Origin of the sequence: Pseudomonas glycinae (genome assembly GCF_001594225.2) — a bacterium.
GTDB lineage: Bacteria > Pseudomonadota > Gammaproteobacteria > Pseudomonadales > Pseudomonadaceae > Aquipseudomonas > Aquipseudomonas glycinae.
In genome coordinates, this window is sequence record NZ_CP014205.2 from 1,363,467 (window position 1) to 1,381,641 (window position 18,175).

The window sequence follows — 18,175 nt, forward strand, 5'->3', positions numbered from 1 at the left end:
TCTGATAATGGATTGATCATGCGAACTGCACACCTCGAATACGAAACGCCGGCTTATTCCGCACGCCAACAGTGGCGCGATGACCGTGCCAGGTGCCCCATGGAGGATGTCGCGTTGCCCAGCGCAAAAGTAACCCGGTTGGCGGGCTTGAAGAAGGTTGAGGGCAAACCTGTCGAATTGCTCGTGCATGGCCGGAACATCGGTGATGACGCCCTGCTGATTGTTCACCTTACCGATGAAGGTTTCGAGTTGAACGACGTCGTCGACATGCTTTCAACCTCCGAGCTTTACCAGCAAGGCGACGTGGTCAAACTCATCACTGGCAAGTCGGTCAGAACGGTACGGCGGCTGCTGAAGGAAGGCAAACCGGTACGGCTTGACCCGCAGCAGAGTGTCATCGCCTACCAATATGCATTGGTGCTGGAGTTGGCCATTCGGGCCTTCGGGGGGCAACCACGGGCGGAGGACTGGCTGCAGAAACCCTCTACCTATTTTCACGGTCATGTGCCGCTGGAGTTGACCCTGCATCCATTGGGTTTTCAGATGGTCGAGCAGTATTTGCAGCAGCTTATCTACGGGGTTTACCCATGAACCCCTTGCCGTGGGACAAGCATTGGTATGCCTGGCGGCTGGATCCCGAGGTTTACGGAGGCACGTGGGACAGCGGGATTGGATCGAAGCTGAAAGGCGGTCGCTGGAATATACCCGGACGACGCGTCGTCTACGCCTCAGTCGATCCTTCCTCGGCCATTCTGGAGGTGGCAGCCAACCGCAGTTTTGATGCCCTGGACCGCGAACCTTATGTATTGACGTGCTTTGAGGTCATCAGCGACGCGAAGGTGAAAATCGTGCAGCCCGAAGAGGTGCCGAACCCTTACTGGCTGAGCCCTGCACAGCCTTCACCCAATCAGCAATTGTTCGCCGACGCGTTGCTGGCCGAGCACCCGTTTGTACTGATTCCGTCGGCGGCAACCCGCCATTCGTGGAACTTGCTGGTGAGCTGCGACCTGGCAGAAGGGCAGTTCAGGATGGTCTCGCAGGAGCGGTTCGGCCTCGATACCCGCTTACTCGCGGAAATGGCGTTGGTCTGATGAAGCGTCATGCTGCATTTTGCATAACCTCAGCACCCAACGGTCTAAATCGCGCCCTATAAATCGTCATCCGCCATCGCACATCCCTGCATAAACCAAAACGCAGGGATGGCTGTTCATGATCCATTTTTCACCCGTTAAATCCCCTTTGAGCCTGGCCTTGCTGCTGGCGATCAACACATTGCCGGCGATTGCTGCCGACAGCAGTGCTACAGAACCGACCACCCAGTTGCAACGGATCGAAGTCACCGGCACCGCGATTCGTCGGGTCGATGCCGAAACCGCTGTGCCTGTCACCATCCTGCGGGTCGAGGAATTGCAGAAGCAGGGCGTGACCACCACCGAAGAGCTGGTCAGCCGTATCTCTGCCAACCAGTCGTCCGTAGGCTCCGGGCGTTCGGTGGGTTCTTCCAGCGGCGGCGCGTCTTATGCGGACTTGCGTGGCATTGGCCCGAACAAGACTTTGGTGCTGCTCAACGGTCGGCGTCTGAGCAACAACGCGACCAATGCGATCAATGGCTCTGGCGTCGACCTCAACACCATCCCGTTCGCTGCCATCGACCGGGTGGAGGTGCTGCGCGATGGCGCCTCGGCGCTATACGGCACCGATGCCATCGGTGGGGTGATCAACTTCATCACCAAGACCAGCCTCACCGAAGGCCAGATCAGCACCAGCTACGACACTCCGACCCACTCCGGTGGCGGTGAAAGCCGTAACGTCAGCGGCAGTTGGGGTTTTGGTGATTTGCAGGATGATCGCTTCAACGTTTTCGGCGTGGTGAGCTACGACAAGCAGAATCGCCTGGCGGCCGACGATCGCGGCTACACCTATAACTACCAGCCGGGACGCGGACTCGATTACACCTCCGGCACGGCATCGCCCGCCAACTGGAGCCAGGGCAGTAACGCCACCAACCCGCTGGCCGGTTCCGGTTGCAATGCGCCGGGGCTGTTGTCACGCAACGGCATCTGCCGCCAGAGCCTGTGGAATTACCTGGATCTGGTGCCGGAAACCGAAAAGACCTCCGCGTTCGCCAAGGCCACCGGCAAGCTGTCGGATGATCACAACGTCAGCCTCGAATACTTCTGGGCGCGCAACGAAAACCGAACGCAGATCGGCCCCGGCACTTTGATGGGCAATCAGGTCAATCCCGGCACGGCGTTCTATCCGGGTAACGGTATTACGCCCGGCCCGAGCGGTTTTGCCCTCGACCCGACGCAACCGGTGGACGTGAACTGGCGTGAAACCGCCGTCGGTGCCCGGCAGCATGAAGATGACAACACCGGTCAGCGCCTGCTGTTGAGCTTCGATGGCACGCTGGTGGGGTGGGATTACAACCTCGGCGCGTCGTACAACCAGAACAAGGTGGTCAACACGATTCGCAGCGGTTACGTGAACGACCGCGCCGTCAGCCAGGGCATCGCCAACGGTGTGATCACCCCGTTCGGCGCGCAGACCGCTGCCGGTTCGGCATTACTGGCAGCCAACGGGGTAAATGGCGATTACGCGACGGCAGTGGGCCGGGTCAAGGCGATTGACGGGCGCATTAGCCGCGAGATCGGCGACTGGTTCGGTGCAGGGCCTTCGGCGCTGGCGCTGGGCGGTGAGTACCGCAAGGAAGATTTCCATCAGGATTTCGCCGCGTTTGCCGGCGACGTGCAGAGCCTGGGCGTCGATCCCAACGGCAGTGTGCAAGGCGATCGCAGCGTCTCGGCCCAATACGCTGAGGTCAACGTGCCGGTGCTCGACAGCCTTGAATTATCCGCCGCGGTGCGCCACGACAAGTACAGCGATTTCGGCAGCACCACCAACCCGAAGTACTCGTTCCGCTTCCAGCCCTTCAAGGAACTGGTGGTGCGTGGCGCCTACAGTGAAGGCTTCCGTGCGCCGTCGCTTTATGAGTTGTACAACCCGACGTTTACCTCGTTCACCAATGCCAACTACAACGACCCGCGCCTGTGCGCCGGTGGCAACCCGAGCAACGGCGGGATCGCCAACCGCGACTGCGCCCAGCAGTTCAATCGCACCTCCGGCGGCAACACCGACCTGAGCCCGGAAACTGCGCGCAACGTCACCCTCGGTTTCGTTTATCAGCCGTTTGATCGACTGACCACCGGGCTGGATTTCTGGTGGATCGACATCGCCAACCAGATCGCCGAATTCCCAGAATCGGCGGTGTTCGAAAACCCGGAGCTGTACCCGGAGCGCCTGATCCGCAAGCCTGATGGTTCCATCGATCACATCGTCACCGGCCTCGCCAACCTCGGCAAGATCAAGACCAACGGCGTCGACGTGAGCTTCGACTATCGTCTGCCGAGCACACCGTACGGCGATTTCGGCATCGGTCTGCAAGGCACTTACGTCACCCGTTACGACTATCAGCAGCAGCTCAAGGGCGACTACATCGACAAGCTCGGCGATTTTCGTGGCGGCGACTTTGCTTCGGCCGGCGCCGTGGCTCGTTGGCGTCACAGCCTGACCGGCAGCTGGAACTACGGTCCGCTCGGTGCCAGCCTGACCAACCGCTACACCAGCGGTTACCACGACTCGGATCGCGAGACTCACGACTACGTCGGCTCGTACAACGTCTGGGACGTGGCCGGCACATACACCTGGCGCAAGACCCTGGCGGTGACCCTCGGGGTGAAAAACCTGTTCGACCGCGAGCCACCATTCAGCAACCAGACCTACACGTTCCAGAGCGGCTATGACCCGAAATACGGCGACCCGTTTGGCCGCACGCTGTACACGCGGGTCAATTACAAGTTCTGAGAATGATCGGTGACGGCGGGTTTTAGTAACACATGGTTCTAAACCCCGCCCTATAAAAAGGCCCGGCCTGTTGCACATCACAGTCAGGCAGGCGCGTGGTGAAAGGATCTGCCCATGTTTTCCAGAGTCATTCTGTTCAGCGTCGGTCTGTCGCTGAGCCCGGCGCCGTTCGCGGCGCCCCAGCACGCCCTCACGGTCTACGGCGAAGCCCCGAAATACGCCCCGGACTTCCAGCACCTGGCCTATGCCAACCCCGACGCGCCCAAGGGTGGAACCTTGCGCCGCTCTTCGCTGGAGAGCGGCCCGTTCGATCACCTGATTCCCTACATCGACAAAGGCACCGGCGTTGCCGACATCGACGGCTGGCTCTATGCGCCGCTGGCCTACCGCAGCGAAGACGAGCCCTACAGCGTCTACGGTCTGGTGGCGCAACGGATGGAACTGGACGCGGACCGGCGCTGGCTGCGCTTTTACCTCAACCCCAAGGCACAGTTCGAGGACGGCACGCCGATCACCGCCGAAGACGTGCGCTACACCTTCGAACTGTTCACCACTCAGGGTAGCCTCAAATATCGCCAACAGTTTCGCGATGTCGCCGAGGTGCAGGTCGAGTCGCCGACCCAGGTGCGTTTCGTGTTCAAGAACAACGAGAGCCGTACCTTGCCGCTGGATCTGGCGACGTTGCCGGTGCTGCCCGAGCATTGGTGGCGCACACGCAATTTCGCCGATGGCGCAGGCTTCGAGATTCCGCCGGGCAGCGGGCCGTACAAGGTCAGCGCGGTGGATGCCGGGCGCAGCGTGAGGTTTCAGCGGATCAAGGACTGGTGGGGCAGGGATCTGCCGATCACTCGCGGGCTCTACAACTTCGATCAATTGAGCGTGGAGTTCTTTGCCGACACGGACGTGTCGCGACAAGTGCTCAAGGCCGGTGGCTTTGATTACAACCGCGAGTTTTCCGCCACCAGTTACACCATCGGTTACGCCGGGGCGGCGCTGGAGCAGGGCAAGTTGCTGCGTGAACACCTCGCACCCGGCGCCGCGCAAGGTGCCCAGGGATTTGCGTTCAACTTGCAGAAGCCGGTGTTTCAGGATCGCCGAGTGCGGCAGGCGATCGCCATGCTCTGGGATTTCGAATGGAGCAACCGGCAGATGATGCGCAGTATGTACCTGCGTCAGCGCAGCTTCTTTTCCCACAGTGCGTTGTCGGCCACCGAGCTGCCGGATGCCGAGGAACTGAAAATCCTCGAACCGTGGCGCGGCAAGATTCCTGATGAAGTCTTTAGCCAGGTATTCGAAGCGCCGCGCACCGACGGCAGCGGCAACATCCGCGCGCAACAATTGCAGGCGCTGAAACTGTTGGAGGCCGCCGGCTGGACACCCCGAGGCGATCAACTGGTGAATGCCGCCGGCGAGCCGCTGCGATTCACCTTTCTCAACGGCCAGAAGGGATTTGAGCGTCTGCTGCTGCCGTTCAAACGCAACCTGGCGCAGATCGGCATCGGTTTCGATATTCGTCAGGTCGACACCGCGCAATACACCAACCGCGTACGCAGCCGCGACTACGACATGATCGTCGTCGGTTACCCGGTGAGTCAGGCGCCGGGGCGCGAGCTGTTCAACTATTTCGGCTCCGACGGCGCTGATGATCCCGGCTCCAACAACTACATGGTGCTGCGCGACCCGGCGGTGGATGCGCTGCTTGAAGGCGTGGTGCAGGCCGACAATCGCGAGAGCCTGCTGCGCCACGCCCATGCGCTGGATCGGGTGTTGCAGTGGGGCTATTACTGGATTCCCAACTACTACCCGCCGGGGATTTCCACGGTGTGGTGGAACCGCTTCGGTCGCCCGGCAATTGCGCCGCTGTACGACGCCGGCCTCGACACCTGGTGGGAAATCAGCCCGACCGCGCTGACCGCGACGCAAATGCAGCAACAGCAAAAGGAGTACGCCCATGTGGGGTTATAGCCTGCGGCGTCTGCTGCTGATCGTGCCAACCTTGCTGGCGATTCTGCTGGTGAACTTCGTGATCGTGCAGGCCGCGCCCGGTGGCCCGGTCGAGCAGGCTATCGCCCGATTGCAGGGGATCGGTGTCGGTGCGGCGGTGGGTGCCAGCCATGTCGAAAGCATTGGCGGCGAGTCCCGCGCGACCCGTGGGCTGGACCCGAAACTGGTGGCCGAGATCGAGCGCCAGTACGGCTTCGATAAAAGCGCCGGCGAGCGCTTGTGGCTGATGCTCAAGAGCTATGCGCAACTGGATTTCGGCAAGAGTTTCTTCCGGGGCGCGACGGTGACCGAGCTGATCTGGCAGAAACTGCCGGTGACCTTGTCGTTGGGATTGTGGGCGACGCTGATCACTTATCTGGTATCGATTCCGCTGGGCATTCGCAAGGCCGTGCACAACGGTTCGGCGTTCGATGTCTGGAGCAGCGCGGCGATCATCATCGGCTATGCCATGCCGGGGTTTCTGTTTGCGCTGCTGCTGATTGTGGTGTTCGCCGGTGGTACGGCGCTGGACTGGTTCCCGGTGCGCGGGCTGGTCTCGGACAACTTCACCGAGCTGTCGCTGTGGGGCAAGGTTGCCGATTACTTCTGGCATCTGGTGTTGCCGGTCAGTGCGCTGGTGATCGGTGGCTTCGCGACGCTGACGATCCTGACCAAGAACAGCTTCCTCAACGAGATCTCGCGGCTGTACGTGGTCACGGCCCGAGCCAAAGGCCTGAGCGAACGCCAGGTGTTGTACGGGCATGTGTTTCGCAACGCGATGCTGCTGGTGGTGGCGGGATTGCCCCAGGCGTTGGTCACGGTGTTCTTCGGCGGCTCGCTGCTGATCGAAGTGATCTTCTCCCTCGACGGTCTCGGCCGCCTGAGTTACGAGGCAGCGGTGTCGCGGGATTACCCGGTGGTGTTCGGCTCGCTGTTCATCTTCACCCTGTTCGGGCTCCTGATAAAACTGCTGGGCGACCTGTGTTACACGCTGGTCGATCCGCGCATCGACTTCACCGCGAGGACTGCCTGATGCCGACGCTTTCTCCCATCGGACAGCGCCGCTGGGCGCGGTTCAAGGCCCATCGGCGCGGCTGGTGGTCGTTGTGGCTGTTTCTCGCGCTGTTCGGCCTGAGCCTGGGCGGCGAACTGGTCGCCAACGACAAACCGTTGCTGGTGACGTATCAGGGCGAGTGGTATTTTCCGGCGTTCAAGCGCTACACCGAGCAGGATTTCGGCGGCGAGCTGCCGTTCCAGCCCGACTACCGCAGCGCCCAGGTGCGTGAATTGATCGAGGGGCAGGGCGGACGGATGTGGTTTGCGCCGATCCCGTTCGGCTACGACACGGCTAACTACGACCTCACTGAACCGGCCCCGAGCCCGCCCACCGCCGAAAACTGGCTGGGCACCGACGATCAGGCGCGGGACGTGCTGGCGCGGGTGATATTCGGCACGCGGGTCTCGCTGTTGTTCGCCCTGGCGTTGACGGCGGTGAGCGCGTTGATCGGTATCGCCGCCGGTGCCTTGCAGGGGTATTACGGCGGTTGGGTCGACTTGCTCGGGCAGCGTCTGCTGGAGGTCTGGTCGGGGCTGCCGGTGCTCTATCTGCTGATCATTCTGTCTGGCTTCGTCGAGCCGAACTTCTGGTGGTTGCTGGGGATCATGGCCCTGTTTTCGTGGCTAAGTCTGGTGGACGTGGTGCGCGCCGAGTTCCTGCGCAGCCGAGGACTTGAATACGTGAAAGCGGCGCGGGCGCTGGGTGTCGGCGACGTGCAGGTGATCGTGCGGCACATTCTGCCCAATGCCATGAGTGCGACCTTGACGTACCTGCCGTTCATCCTGACCGGGGCGATTGCGACGTTGTCGGCGCTGGATTTCCTTGGTTTCGGCATGCCCGCGGGCAGTGCTTCGCTGGGTGAGTTGATCGGTCAGGGCAAGAACAATCTGCAAGCACCATGGTTGGGGCTGACGGCATTTTTTGCCCTGGCGCTGATTCTTTCTTTACTCGTATTCATCGGCGAAGCCTGCCGTGATGCCTTCGACCCCAGGACTTGATATGCGTAAACATCTGATCGAAATACGCGACCTGCGGGTAGCGTTCAAAGGGCAGGAAGTGGTGCACGGCATCAACTTCGACATTTGCCCGGGCGAATGCCTGGCGCTGGTGGGCGAGTCGGGTTCCGGCAAGTCGGTGACGGCCCACAGCATCCTGCAATTGCTGGACCCGAATATCACGCAGATCGACGGCAGCATCCGCTACGGCGGCGAAGAGTTGCTAGGGGTGCACGAGCGCTATCTACGGCAACTGCGCGGCAACCGCATCGCGATGATTTTTCAGGAGCCGATGAGTTCTCTAAATCCGTTGCACAGCATCGAGCGGCAACTCGGCGAAAGCCTGGCGTTGCACAAGGGACTGGCGGGCGCGGCGGCGCGCAATCGGATTCTGGAGCTGTTGGAATTGGTGGGCATTCAGCGTCCGCGCGAGCGGCTGAAAGCGTATCCGCATCAGCTCTCCGGCGGGCAGCGGCAGCGGGTGATGATCGCCATGGCTCTGGCGTGCGAGCCGCAATTGTTGATTGCCGATGAGCCGACCACGGCCCTCGACGTCACGGTGCAGCGCAAGATTCTGTTGCTGCTCAAGGAGCTGCAACAGCGGCTGGGTATGGCGCTGCTGATCATCAGTCACGACTTGAATCTGGTGCGCACCATCGCCCAGCGGGTGGCGGTGATGCGCGCGGGCGAAATCGTCGAACAGGCGAGCTGCGAGCAGTTGTTCCGTGCGCCGCAGCATCCCTACAGCATCGAATTGCTCAACGCCGAACCCGGTGGCGCGGCGTTGTGCCGTGATGCAGCGGAGGATTTGCTCAAGGTTCGTGATCTGCATGTGCGTTTTCTGCTGGGCGGCGGGTGGCTGCGGGCCAAGTCGTATCTGCACGCGGTCAACGGCATCGATTTGAACCTGCAGCGGGGCAAGACGCTGGGCATTGTCGGTGAGTCGGGCTCGGGCAAGTCCACGCTGGGTCAGGCGATCCTGCGTCTGATCGACGCCGACGGCAGCATCCGCTTCAAGGGGGAAGCGCTTGAGCAACTGAGCGGCAAGCGCTTGCGTCCGCTGCGCAAACGCCTGCAAGTGGTGTTTCAGGATCCGTTCGGCAGCCTCAGCCCGCGCTTGTGCGTGGAGCAAATCATTGCCGAAGGGTTGCAGGTGCATAGTGATATGACTGCTTTTGAGCGCGAACAGGCCGTGATCGAGGTATTGAAGGAGGTCGGACTCGACCCGGCGACGCGTCATCGCTATCCCCACGAGTTTTCCGGCGGGCAGCGACAACGCATCGCCATCGCTAGGGCGCTGGTGCTCAAGCCGGATCTGATCCTGCTCGATGAGCCGACCTCGGCACTGGATCGCACCGTGCAGAAGCAGATCGTCGCGTTGTTGCGCCGATTGCAGGAGGAGCACGGTCTGACTTATCTGTTCATCAGTCATGACCTGGCGGTGGTGCGGGCGCTGGCCCATGATCTGATCGTGATGAAGGATGGCGAGGTGGTGGAGCGTGGCGAAACGGCCGGGTTATTCCATTCGGCCCGGCACCCGTATACGCGGGAGCTGCTGGCGGCGTCGTTTGTGACACCGGTCACGGCAGAAACCGGCAGCCAGGAGGGCAGACTTTCACCCACGGAGCAGATCCGGTAAATTTCCCGGCTCCGCTCATACAAGGATGTAGATGATGGCAAAACCTGCCGCGCGCCTCAGCGATCTCAATGCCTGCCCGATCACTGGACACAGTACCAACCCCAGCACCAGCGGTTCACCCAATGTGAACATCAATGGCATGCCCGTGCTGCGAGTCGGTGATACCACCGCCTGCGGTGACTCGGTCACCGAGGGCATCGGCAACATCCTGATCAATGGCAAGCCAATCGCCTTTCTTGGTAGCGCCACTGCCCATGGTGGAATGATCATTACCGGCTCCGGTGACGTTTTTGTCGGCACGCAGGTGGGCGAGGCTCCATTCACCCCGATCGTTACAGTGCCTAAACATAGCGAACGCTTCCAGTTGGTGGACGAGAACACCGGCGATGCCATTCCCGATATGCTTTATTGCATCGAAACCGGTGATGGCCAGCGTTTGGTCGGCCACACCGATAACCACGGCAATGCCGCGCGAGTGTTTACCGCCAATCCGACCTCCATAACCGTGCAATGGGGCAAGGAAGCAGCTGCGCATCTGGATGCTTTGGGTATCGATTACTAAGGAGGGTGACGCGTGGCAGCACCGAAAAAGAAACAGGCCCAGACCACTGACCAGCATGGGACGACTCAGGTCAAAGGTACGCTCGCCCAGGATTATGTGACGGTGGTGGGGGCTTCCTACATCAGTTTCATGGCCAATATCCGTGGTCAGCGCGGCAACATGATGAACTTCATCAATCAGGGTATACGGCAAATAAAAAACTATCCTGAGCCCACACCGAATTATTCCGTGCAAAGAGCATTTCTCATCTTCAAGGATGAATACGATCCGAAACTTCTCGCCGAAGTCAAAAAGATCGTGACGGAACGCTATAAGGCCGAGTACCGCGAATACGACAATATCTCGCAACTGGTCGATTTTGTGGTTTCGCGCAAGCGCAGGGGGCGTGAAATCAAGCAGATGGATTTCTTCTCACACGGCGTGGTGGGTGCTATCGAGTTTGGTTATGAACTCGACAAGCGTGAAAGTTACCGCTTGCGCGACGCCCAGGCCCGAATGTTTACACCCGATGCATTCGCTTATGGAGCCAGGATCTATTCCTACGCCTGTCGTACCGGGCTGGGAATCGATGCTGATTTGACGGTGAGAGAAAACGAGGATCCCCACTACGAACGCAGTCTGGCGCAGATTATGGCGAATGCGACCGGTGCCGTTGTGTGGGCATTTCCGCGACGCAGTCTGTATGACCAGACCTATGGAACCGACGAGGATCGTCAGGCTGTCGAGAAAGCACCTGCCCGCCAGGAAGCCGACAAGGCGGCGAGCCGTGCTTATCGCAAACAACTGAGTGACTATCAGCGACGCCTGGCTGCTCATCGAACGGCGCAAAAAAATCCCGAAGCGCAGTTACCGCACGAAACCGCTCCCGTTGCTCCGAAAAAAACCTTGTCGGAGAGAGATGCTGCATTGCTCAAACAGGCTCAGGGACGAGATCAATACAACAGCATCCTTGGTTATCCTCTGGATGCCGAAGGCGCTGTCCACCCCGTTCGATCCGGTAATACACCGGATGGCGTTCCAAAAAAGCTATGCGAATACAAACCCGTCAAATGACGACCACAACACGACTATCGAAGTGTTTCGCCGTAACCGCCCTGATTCTTGTGGTGGCAGGCATTGGCTATTTTCTGGTTGGCAAGGAAGACGACATGTCCTCAAAAGTGATGATGAATTACGGACTCTGGAGCCCTGAAGACAATCGTTTCGATGCATCTCGCTGGTTCGAAAGCGGAATGTACCGCCGGCGCACGACAGGGACGCCAGCAGAAATCAGCGTCGACACGATGCTGCGCAACAAACCACTGCCTGTAACACGAGAGATGAATGAGGATCTGGTGGCGATTGCAGGGGTTGCGCTCGAGTATGACTTTCCCGAAATCAATACGGACTCGCTGATCAACCATCCGCCACAATTGACTCAACGTGTCAGATATTGGGTTAGCAAGTTCGATCAGCCTGACAAGCCAGTTGATCTATACAACCTTTATCTTGAATTGGATGGGCAACGTTTTGTGATCACTTTCAGCAGGGATGCGCAGACAGGTGATCTGATCGACAACAACAGTGCGCGAAAGGTTTCGGTTGACCAGGAAGCAGATGCTGAATACCTACAGGTATTCAGAGCGATGGACGAAGCTGAACGCCCTCGGCACTGACCGACCCGATTTTTTCAAACCATAAAAAAATCCCGTTACAAGTACGGGATTTTTTATCAGACAGGCTCCGCAATATCGGAGCCGCGATCTTACGCCGGAAACAGCTCGGACAGTTTCATCGACAGCATCATGTCGCCTTCAACGCGCAGCTTGCCGCCCATGAACGCCTGCATGCCATCGGTTTCGCCGCTGACGATGCCTTTGAGGGTTTCGCTGTCCAGCACCAGCGTGCAGTTGGCATCCGGGTTTTCGCCTTCCTGGATATCGCAGGTGCCGTCTTTGACGATCAGGGCGTATTGCTTGTCTTCGTCAGTGATGTTGAAACCGAAGACCAGATCCAGACCGGCAGCGGCGGCTGGGTTGAACTTGGCTTGCATTGCTTTTACGGCATCAGCTACGGAGGTCATGGTTCGATCCTTTTTGGTTGATTGCAGCAGGGTCACAGTAATCCGGACTCAGCGAAAGGTGATGAGTTCCGGGGCCTTCAGCAGTTGCAGGTGTGCATGACTGTTGAAGGAAGCCAGCGCCACCTCGCGACCGCGGAACTTCAGCTGGTTGAGCGAGGTGTTGACGATTTGCCAGTTCAGTTCAAAGGCCTGCCGGGCAGGCATTTGGGTAATCAGGTGAAGCAGGGCGGTGATCGTGCCACCGGAGGTGAACACCGCGATTTTCTGGGTGTTGTCGGCCTGTTCGAGAATCCGCTGCAGCCCGGCCTGGACCCGCTCGACGAAACCCAGCCAGCTTTCCAGCCCCGGCGTGTCGTAGGTGCCGGCGAGCCAGCGTTCGATGATCAGGGCGAAGATGCGCTGGAACTCGCCACGGTTTTGCGCGGCGTTACGCAGGATTTCCAGGGCTTCGGGCTCTTCGGGCAACATGGCCGGCAGCAGGGCGCGGATCACGGCGTCAGCGTCGAATTCGTTGAAAGCGGAATCGATTTCCAGAACCGGAACCGACAGGCCGACGGCGGCGAACTGTTCCAGCGCGCTGTTGGCCGTATGTTGCTGGCGTCGCAGATCGCCCGACAGGCAGCGGTCGAAGCTGATTCCGAGTTCGGCGAGGTGACGGCCGAGGATTTCTGCCTGGCGTACACCGGTCGGCGACAGGACGTCATAGTCGTCTGCACCGAAGGAGGCCTGGCCATGTCGAATCAAGTAGATGCTGCCCACGTCCGCGTCGTCCCGGTACGTTGAAGGTTGAGGCGAGGTTATGGGGATGATGGTGAGCTGTCAATGAAAAAACATACGCTTGTTTGAAATGCCCGTTCCAGCCTTGTTGCCAGAGGTTTCACGGCTGGCCGACGGGCCGGTGCATGGGTATGCTGGAGCCAATTCCCGCGTGTGTTTCAAGACCGCGCATCGTTTGAAGGAGTCACTGTGGAGTTTTTGACTGAATACGCCAGTTTCCTGGCCAAGACCGTAACGCTGGTCATCGCCATTCTGGTGGTGCTGGCGAGTTTTGCTGCGTTGCGCAGCAAGGGCCGGCGCAAATCTGCCGGCCAGTTGCAGGTCAGCAAGCTCAACGATTTCTATAAAGGCCTGCGTGAGCGGCTGGAGCAGACCCTGCTCGACAAGGATCAGCTCAAGGCCTTGCGCAAGGGCCAGGCCAAGTCCGAAAAGAAACAGAAGAAGAAACCCGACGCCAAACCGCGGGTATTCGTGCTGGACTTCGACGGCGACATCAAGGCCTCGGCGACTGAAAGCCTGCGCCACGAGATCACCGCGCTACTGACCCTGGCCACACCGAAGGACGAAGTGGTCCTGCGTCTGGAGAGCGGCGGCGGCATGGTTCACAGCTATGGTCTGGCCTCGTCGCAACTGGCGCGCATCCGGGAAGCCGGCGTGCCGTTGACCGTGTGCATCGACAAGGTCGCGGCGAGCGGCGGCTACATGATGGCGTGCATCGGCGAGAAGATCATCAGCGCGCCGTTTGCGATTCTCGGTTCCATCGGTGTGGTGGCGCAGTTGCCCAACGTCAACCGCCTGCTGAAAAAGCATGACATCGATTTCGAAGTGCTGACCGCTGGCGAATACAAACGCACCCTGACCGTATTCGGCGAAAACACCGAGAAGGGTCGGGAAAAGTTTCAGGAAGACCTGGACATCACCCACCAGCTGTTCAAGAACTTCGTTGCCCGCTATCGCCCGCAACTGGCGATCGACGAAGTCGCCACCGGTGAAGTCTGGCTCGGCATCGCGGCGCTGGACAAGCAACTGGTCGATGAGCTCAAGACCAGCGACGAATACCTGGCCGAGCGTGCCAAACAGTCCGAGGTCTATCACCTGCACTACGCCGAGCGTAAGAGCCTGCAGGAGCGCATCGGCATGGCGGCCAGCGGCTCGGTGGATCGCGTGTTGCTGAGCTGGTGGAGCCGGCTGACCCAACAACGGTTCTGGTGAATCGGGCATAAAAAAACGCCGGTCGAATGACCGGCGTTTTTTTATGCCCCGGGGAATTACCGGCGACGGAACAGCGGCAGCGGTTCGTCAGTGGCGGCCTGATAGGTCACCGAAAAGTCCTTCAGGCTTTCAAGGGCGTCGTACGGGTCTTTGTCCGCGCGCAGGGCGAAGGCATCGAAGCCGCAACGGCGCATGTAGAACAGTTGGTCACGCAGCACGTCGCCAATTGCTCGCAATTCACCCTTGAAACCGTAACGGTCGCGCAGCAGACGGGCGTTGGAGTAATTGCGGCCATCAGTGAACGCCGGGAAGTTCAGGGCAATTACCTGGAACTCATTCACGTCGTCACCGATTTCCTCGGCTTCTTCGTCGGCGTCCAGCCACACACCCAGGCCGCCATCGCGGGCCTTGAGCATGCGGGCGTGTTCACGCCACAGTTGCAACGGGACGATCAGGTCGTCGCAGTTGCTGATTTCGTCGATGTTGAAATCCTTGGGCAGCAGGTGCCAGGTTTCGTCGACGACCTCGTTGTTCTTAATGATTCGCTGCATAGACGCGTTCCTTGAAGAGGTCGATGCCAATACGCTGGTAGGTGTCGATGAAGCGCTCGTCTTCGGTGCGCTGTTCCACGTACACGTCGATCAGCTTGGAGATCACGTCCGGCATGTCTTCCTGAGCGAAAGACGGGCCGAGGATCTTGCCCAGGCTGGCGTCACGGCTGGCGCTGCCACCGAGGGAGACCTGGTAGAACTCCTCACCTTTCTTGTCCACACCGAGGATGCCGATGTGGCCGACGTGGTGGTGACCGCAGGCGTTCATGCAGCCGGAGATGTTCAGGTCCAGTTCACCGATGTCGAACAGGTAGTCCAGGTCGTCGAAACGGCGCTGGATCGATTCGGCGATCGGGATCGACTTGGCATTGGCCAGGGAGCAGAAATCACCGCCAGGGCAGCAGATGATGTCGGTCAGCAGGCCGATGTTCGGCGTGGCGAAGCCACTTTCACGCAACTCGCCCCACAGGGTGAACAGCTGGCTCTGCTCGACGTCGGCCAGAATGATGTTCTGCTCGTGGGACGTGCGCAGTTGACCGAAGCTGTAGCGCTCGGCCAGGTCGGCGACCGCGTCGAGCTGCTTGTCGGTGATGTCGCCGGGTGCAACGCCCGTCGGCTTCAGGGACAGGGTCACTGCCACGTAACCTGGCTTCTTGTGCGCCAGGGTGTTGCGGGTGCGCCAGCGGGCAAAGCCCGGATGTTCTTTGTCGAGGGCGGCCAGTTCGGCGTCTTGATTGCTCAGCGCCTTGTAGTCCGGGTCGACGAAGTGTTTTGCCACACGATGCACTTCGGCTTCGGTCAGGGTGGTCTGCCCGCCGCGCAGGTGTTCCATTTCGGCATCGACTTTCTGGGCGAAGACTTCTGGAGTCAGCGCTTTGACGAGGATCTTGATCCGCGCCTTGTATTTGTTGTCACGACGGCCATAGCGGTTGTAGACCCGCAGGATCGCGTCGAGGTAGCTCAACAGGTCCTGCCATGGCAGGAATTCGTTGATGAACGCGCCGACCACCGGAGTACGACCCAGACCACCGCCGACCAGCACCCGGAAACCGAGTTCACCGGCAGCGTTGTGTACCGGCTCAAGGCCGATGTCGTGGACTTCGATGGCCGCACGGTCGGAGGTCGAACCGTTGACGGCGATCTTGAACTTACGCGGCAAGTAAGCGAATTCCGGGTGGAAGGTCGTCCACTGACGAACGATTTCGCACCACGGACGCGGGTCGATCAACTCGTCGGCTGCGACACCGGCGAACTGGTCGGTGGTGACGTTGCGCAGGCAGTTACCGCTGGTCTGGATGGCGTGCATCTGCACAGTGGCCAGCTCGGCAAGAATGTCCGGGATGTCTTCCACCGCCGGCCAGTTGAACTGCACGTTCTGGCGCGTGCTGATGTGGGCGTAGCCCTTGTCATAGTCGCGGGCGATTTTCGCCATCATGCGCACCTGGCGCGAGGTCAGCTGGCCGTAAGGCACCGCCACGCGCAGCATCGGCGCGAAACGCTGGATATACAGGCCATTTTGCAGGCGCAGGGGGCGGAATTCTTCTTCGCTCAGCTCACCTGCCAGATAGCGTCGGGTCTGATCACGGAACTGCTTGACGCGGTCCTCGATGATCCGCTGATCGTACTCGTCGTATACGTACATATAAGTCCTGTTCTCAGGCTTTGGCCACTCGGAAAACGCTGCGTTTTCGCTTGCTGGAGTCCGATGGTTCCTCTGCAATTCGGCGCGCACGGCCGCGCACTCCCTGAAGGAGCCGGGGCAATATACCCGTTTGCAGTTATGCGCAAAAGTGATGTTTGAGTATATGGAAAGAACCAAATCGCCTAACGAGAATGGCTGTCAACTAACCCCTGTTTGTCGTGCGGTCAATCATCGTCTTAACTGTGGTCGAGTCTTTCTGCAATCACCGATAAAACCGACAAGAGGCGATGCAATGAGCAACCCAACCAAAGCAAGGAAAAGCGATAGCAGTGTCGATGCCTGGGCGATTCTGTTCCTGATCATTCTGGTCGTGGGAACGGCAGTATTCTGGGTCAGCCATCAGTAAAACGACGCTTCCGGGCCCGTCTCCGACGATTGTCGGACAAAAAGCGGGATCAGGCGCTAATGGCCGGCGATTGAATGGCTATAATGCGCGGCCATTTTTCCCTGGGCCCGGACGCTTCATGTTCAAGTTTCTCCACCTCGGTCTGCTGCTGTTCGGCGCGGTTTTCGGTACCTGCGCGCGTGCAGAGTCGGTGCTGTTCCTGAATCCGGGTTCGACCCAGGAAACGTTCTGGCTCAGCTACTCGCAGTTCATGCAAGCGGCCGCCCGGGACCTGGGGATCGACCTACGCATTCTCTATGCCCAGCGCCAGCCGGAACTGACCCTGGCTCAGGCGCGACTGGCCCTGCAGGGGCCTGAGCGCCCGGACTATCTGGTGTTCGTCAATGAACAGTACGTGGCGCCGCAGATCCTGCGCATGGCCAATGGCAGCGGCGTGAAGCTCTTTATGGTCAACTCGGCACTGACGCCCAACCAGAAGGCGATGATGGCCGATCGTGCCGATCGCATCGGCAGTCTGGTACCCAACGATGAAGAGGGCGGCTACTTGATGATGAAGGAGCTGATTCGTCTGCATCCGGCTGTCGCGCCCGGTGAAAGCATCGACCTGCTGGCCTTTTCCGGTCTGAAGATCACACCCTCGGCCCAACTGCGAGAAAAAGGCATGCAACGGGCACTCGCCGAGCATCCTCAGGTGCATCTGCGGCAACTGGTCTACGGCGGCTGGACGCAACAGCGTGCCTACGAGCAGGCCAGGCAATTGCTGGTCCGCTATCCCAAGGTGTCATTGGTGTGGGCGGCCAATGATGAAATGGCCTTCGGCGCGATGCGTGCCGTTTCGGAAGCCGGCAAGGTGCCGGGCAAAGACGTGCTGTTCAGCGCGGTCAACACCTCGCCCGAAGCGTTGCAGGCGTTGGTTGACGGGCGGCTGAGCGCGTTGCTGGGCGGCCATTTCACCCTGGGTGGCTGGGCACTGGTCGAGCTGCATGATCACGCGCAAGGTGTCGATCTGAATCAGTACGGCGGTCGTGACCGACAGATTCCGTTGCTGCAACTGATCGATCGGGATCATGCCCGCCGAATCCTTGCCATGGGCGCCTCACCGGACTATGGCGTGCACTTTCGCAAGCTCTCGGCGAAAGGCCGTCCGGTTTCCTACCGCTATCCGTTCAATCTGCAGACACTGATGCACTGAGCGAGTCAGACGCCGGCCAGATGCACCACCAGTTGAACGATGCCGAACAGCGTCAGGGCGAATACTGCCGTGAACGCAATGCCCAGAAAGATGAAATGACTCGGCTTGCCGTGGGTGAAATCCCTCGCCCGGTTCTTGCCGCTTTGCACCCCGAACGCCGCCGCCATGACGCTGTGCAGCATCTGCCAGAAGGTCGGTGGTTTGTTGTCGACTGGATCGTCCATACATCCCTC

At 59.8% G+C, this 18,175-nt stretch carries 17 protein-coding genes; 12 read left to right on the forward strand and 5 right to left on the reverse strand.

The window, feature by feature from the left end; all coding sequences use genetic code 11:
* Positions 1-99 precede the first annotated feature (99 nt).
* From AWU82_RS06170 to AWU82_RS06215, 10 genes are all read left to right on the forward strand, one after another.
* Positions 100-591 carry an antitoxin Xre/MbcA/ParS toxin-binding domain-containing protein gene (locus AWU82_RS06170; RefSeq protein ID WP_011334507.1) on the forward strand — a complete coding sequence of 164 codons (492 nt, stop codon included), beginning with the start codon at positions 100-102 and terminating at the stop codon, positions 589-591.
* Positions 588-1,091, forward strand: coding sequence for an RES family NAD+ phosphorylase (locus tag AWU82_RS06175; protein ID WP_011334506.1), 504 nt, complete (start codon positions 588-590; stop codon positions 1,089-1,091). Before AWU82_RS06170 ends, AWU82_RS06175 begins: the two co-directional genes overlap by 4 nt.
* Positions 1,092-1,209: 118 nt before the next feature.
* Complete coding sequence (locus AWU82_RS06180) at positions 1,210-3,864, forward strand: TonB-dependent receptor (protein WP_064381293.1); 2,655 nt, start codon at positions 1,210-1,212, stop codon at positions 3,862-3,864.
* 114 nt (positions 3,865-3,978) lie between these two features.
* Positions 3,979-5,829 carry an extracellular solute-binding protein gene (locus AWU82_RS06185; RefSeq protein WP_064381294.1) on the forward strand — a complete coding sequence of 617 codons (1,851 nt, stop codon included), beginning with the start codon at positions 3,979-3,981 and terminating at the stop codon, positions 5,827-5,829.
* A complete protein-coding gene (locus AWU82_RS06190; RefSeq protein WP_064381296.1) occupies positions 5,816-6,880 on the forward strand; it encodes a microcin C ABC transporter permease YejB in 1,065 nt (354 codons plus the stop codon). Before AWU82_RS06185 ends, AWU82_RS06190 begins: the two co-directional genes overlap by 14 nt.
* Positions 6,880-7,902, forward strand: a complete 1,023-nt coding sequence (locus tag AWU82_RS06195; protein ID WP_064381298.1) for an ABC transporter permease — start codon at positions 6,880-6,882, stop codon at positions 7,900-7,902. Before AWU82_RS06190 ends, AWU82_RS06195 begins: the two co-directional genes overlap by 1 nt.
* 1 nt (position 7,903) lies before the next feature.
* Entirely contained in the window at positions 7,904-9,538 is a 1,635-nt protein-coding gene (locus tag AWU82_RS06200) for an ABC transporter ATP-binding protein (RefSeq protein WP_064381299.1), read from the forward strand.
* A 34-nt stretch (positions 9,539-9,572) separates the two neighbouring features.
* Positions 9,573-10,100 carry a PAAR domain-containing protein gene (locus AWU82_RS06205; protein WP_064381302.1) on the forward strand — a complete coding sequence of 176 codons (528 nt, stop codon included), beginning with the start codon at positions 9,573-9,575 and terminating at the stop codon, positions 10,098-10,100.
* 12 nt (positions 10,101-10,112) lie between these two features.
* Complete coding sequence (locus AWU82_RS06210) at positions 10,113-11,153, forward strand: hypothetical protein (protein ID WP_064381304.1); 1,041 nt, start codon at positions 10,113-10,115, stop codon at positions 11,151-11,153.
* 95 nt (positions 11,154-11,248) lie between these two features.
* Positions 11,249-11,755, forward strand: coding sequence for a hypothetical protein (locus AWU82_RS06215; protein ID WP_064381305.1), 507 nt, complete (start codon positions 11,249-11,251; stop codon positions 11,753-11,755).
* Positions 11,756-11,844: 89 nt separating this feature from the next.
* Here the strand turns inward: AWU82_RS06215 and AWU82_RS06220 are convergent, their stop codons facing one another.
* Both AWU82_RS06220 and AWU82_RS06225 read right to left on the reverse strand, forming a co-directional pair.
* Positions 11,845-12,162 (reverse strand): SCP2 sterol-binding domain-containing protein, encoded by a 318-nt coding sequence (locus tag AWU82_RS06220; RefSeq protein WP_007959502.1) that lies wholly within the window; start codon positions 12,160-12,162, stop codon positions 11,845-11,847.
* Positions 12,163-12,210: 48 nt separating this feature from the next.
* The gene (locus AWU82_RS06225) at positions 12,211-12,921 is read right to left on the reverse strand and encodes a histidine phosphatase family protein (RefSeq protein WP_064381308.1); all 711 of its coding nucleotides are present in this window, start codon (positions 12,919-12,921) and stop codon (positions 12,211-12,213) included.
* Positions 12,922-13,128: 207 nt separating this feature from the next.
* Between AWU82_RS06225 and sohB the strand changes: the two genes are divergently transcribed.
* Positions 13,129-14,151, forward strand: a complete 1,023-nt coding sequence (gene sohB / locus AWU82_RS06230; protein ID WP_064381309.1) for a protease SohB — start codon at positions 13,129-13,131, stop codon at positions 14,149-14,151.
* 56 nt (positions 14,152-14,207) lie between these two features.
* Here the strand turns inward: sohB and AWU82_RS06235 are convergent, their stop codons facing one another.
* Together AWU82_RS06235 and AWU82_RS06240 are read right to left on the reverse strand one after the other, a co-directional pair.
* Positions 14,208-14,702 carry a DUF934 domain-containing protein gene (locus tag AWU82_RS06235; RefSeq protein WP_007959510.1) on the reverse strand — a complete coding sequence of 165 codons (495 nt, stop codon included), beginning with the start codon at positions 14,700-14,702 and terminating at the stop codon, positions 14,208-14,210.
* A complete protein-coding gene (locus tag AWU82_RS06240; protein ID WP_064381311.1) occupies positions 14,686-16,344 on the reverse strand; it encodes a nitrite/sulfite reductase in 1,659 nt (552 codons plus the stop codon). The genes AWU82_RS06235 and AWU82_RS06240 overlap by 17 nt, the downstream gene beginning before the upstream one ends.
* 524 nt (positions 16,345-16,868) lie before the next feature.
* Here AWU82_RS06240 and AWU82_RS06245 point away from each other — a divergent pair.
* A complete protein-coding gene (locus AWU82_RS06245) occupies positions 16,869-17,942 on the forward strand; it encodes an ABC transporter substrate-binding protein (protein WP_064381313.1) in 1,074 nt (357 codons plus the stop codon).
* 5 nt (positions 17,943-17,947) lie between these two features.
* Here the strand turns inward: AWU82_RS06245 and AWU82_RS06250 are convergent, their stop codons facing one another.
* Positions 17,948-18,166, reverse strand: coding sequence for a DUF2970 domain-containing protein (locus tag AWU82_RS06250; RefSeq protein ID WP_007959515.1), 219 nt, complete (start codon positions 18,164-18,166; stop codon positions 17,948-17,950).
* Positions 18,167-18,175 lie beyond the last annotated feature (9 nt).

What these genes read in the sequence shown, in the direction of transcription:
- AWU82_RS06170 (WP_011334507.1), top strand. Translation starts at nt 100, where the DNA reads ATGGAGGATGTCGCGTTGCCCAGCGCAAAAGTAACCCGGTTGGCGGGC.
- AWU82_RS06175 (WP_011334506.1), top strand. Translation starts at nt 588, where the DNA reads ATGAACCCCTTGCCGTGGGACAAGCATTGGTATGCCTGGCGGCTGGAT.
- AWU82_RS06180 (WP_064381293.1), top strand. Translation starts at nt 1,210, where the DNA reads ATGATCCATTTTTCACCCGTTAAATCCCCTTTGAGCCTGGCCTTGCTG.
- AWU82_RS06185 (WP_064381294.1), top strand. Translation starts at nt 3,979, where the DNA reads ATGTTTTCCAGAGTCATTCTGTTCAGCGTCGGTCTGTCGCTGAGCCCG.
- AWU82_RS06190 (WP_064381296.1), top strand. Translation starts at nt 5,816, where the DNA reads ATGTGGGGTTATAGCCTGCGGCGTCTGCTGCTGATCGTGCCAACCTTG.
- AWU82_RS06195 (WP_064381298.1), top strand. Translation starts at nt 6,880, where the DNA reads ATGCCGACGCTTTCTCCCATCGGACAGCGCCGCTGGGCGCGGTTCAAG.
- AWU82_RS06200 (WP_064381299.1), top strand. Translation starts at nt 7,904, where the DNA reads ATGCGTAAACATCTGATCGAAATACGCGACCTGCGGGTAGCGTTCAAA.
- AWU82_RS06205 (WP_064381302.1), top strand. Translation starts at nt 9,573, where the DNA reads ATGGCAAAACCTGCCGCGCGCCTCAGCGATCTCAATGCCTGCCCGATC.
- AWU82_RS06215 (WP_064381305.1), top strand. Translation starts at nt 11,249, where the DNA reads ATGTCCTCAAAAGTGATGATGAATTACGGACTCTGGAGCCCTGAAGAC.
- AWU82_RS06220 (WP_007959502.1), bottom strand. Translation starts at nt 12,162, where the DNA reads ATGACCTCCGTAGCTGATGCCGTAAAAGCAATGCAAGCCAAGTTCAAC.
- AWU82_RS06235 (WP_007959510.1), bottom strand. Translation starts at nt 14,702, where the DNA reads ATGCAGCGAATCATTAAGAACAACGAGGTCGTCGACGAAACCTGGCAC.
- AWU82_RS06240 (WP_064381311.1), bottom strand. Translation starts at nt 16,344, where the DNA reads ATGTACGTATACGACGAGTACGATCAGCGGATCATCGAGGACCGCGTC.
- AWU82_RS06245 (WP_064381313.1), top strand. Translation starts at nt 16,869, where the DNA reads ATGTTCAAGTTTCTCCACCTCGGTCTGCTGCTGTTCGGCGCGGTTTTC.
- AWU82_RS06250 (WP_007959515.1), bottom strand. Translation starts at nt 18,166, where the DNA reads ATGGACGATCCAGTCGACAACAAACCACCGACCTTCTGGCAGATGCTG.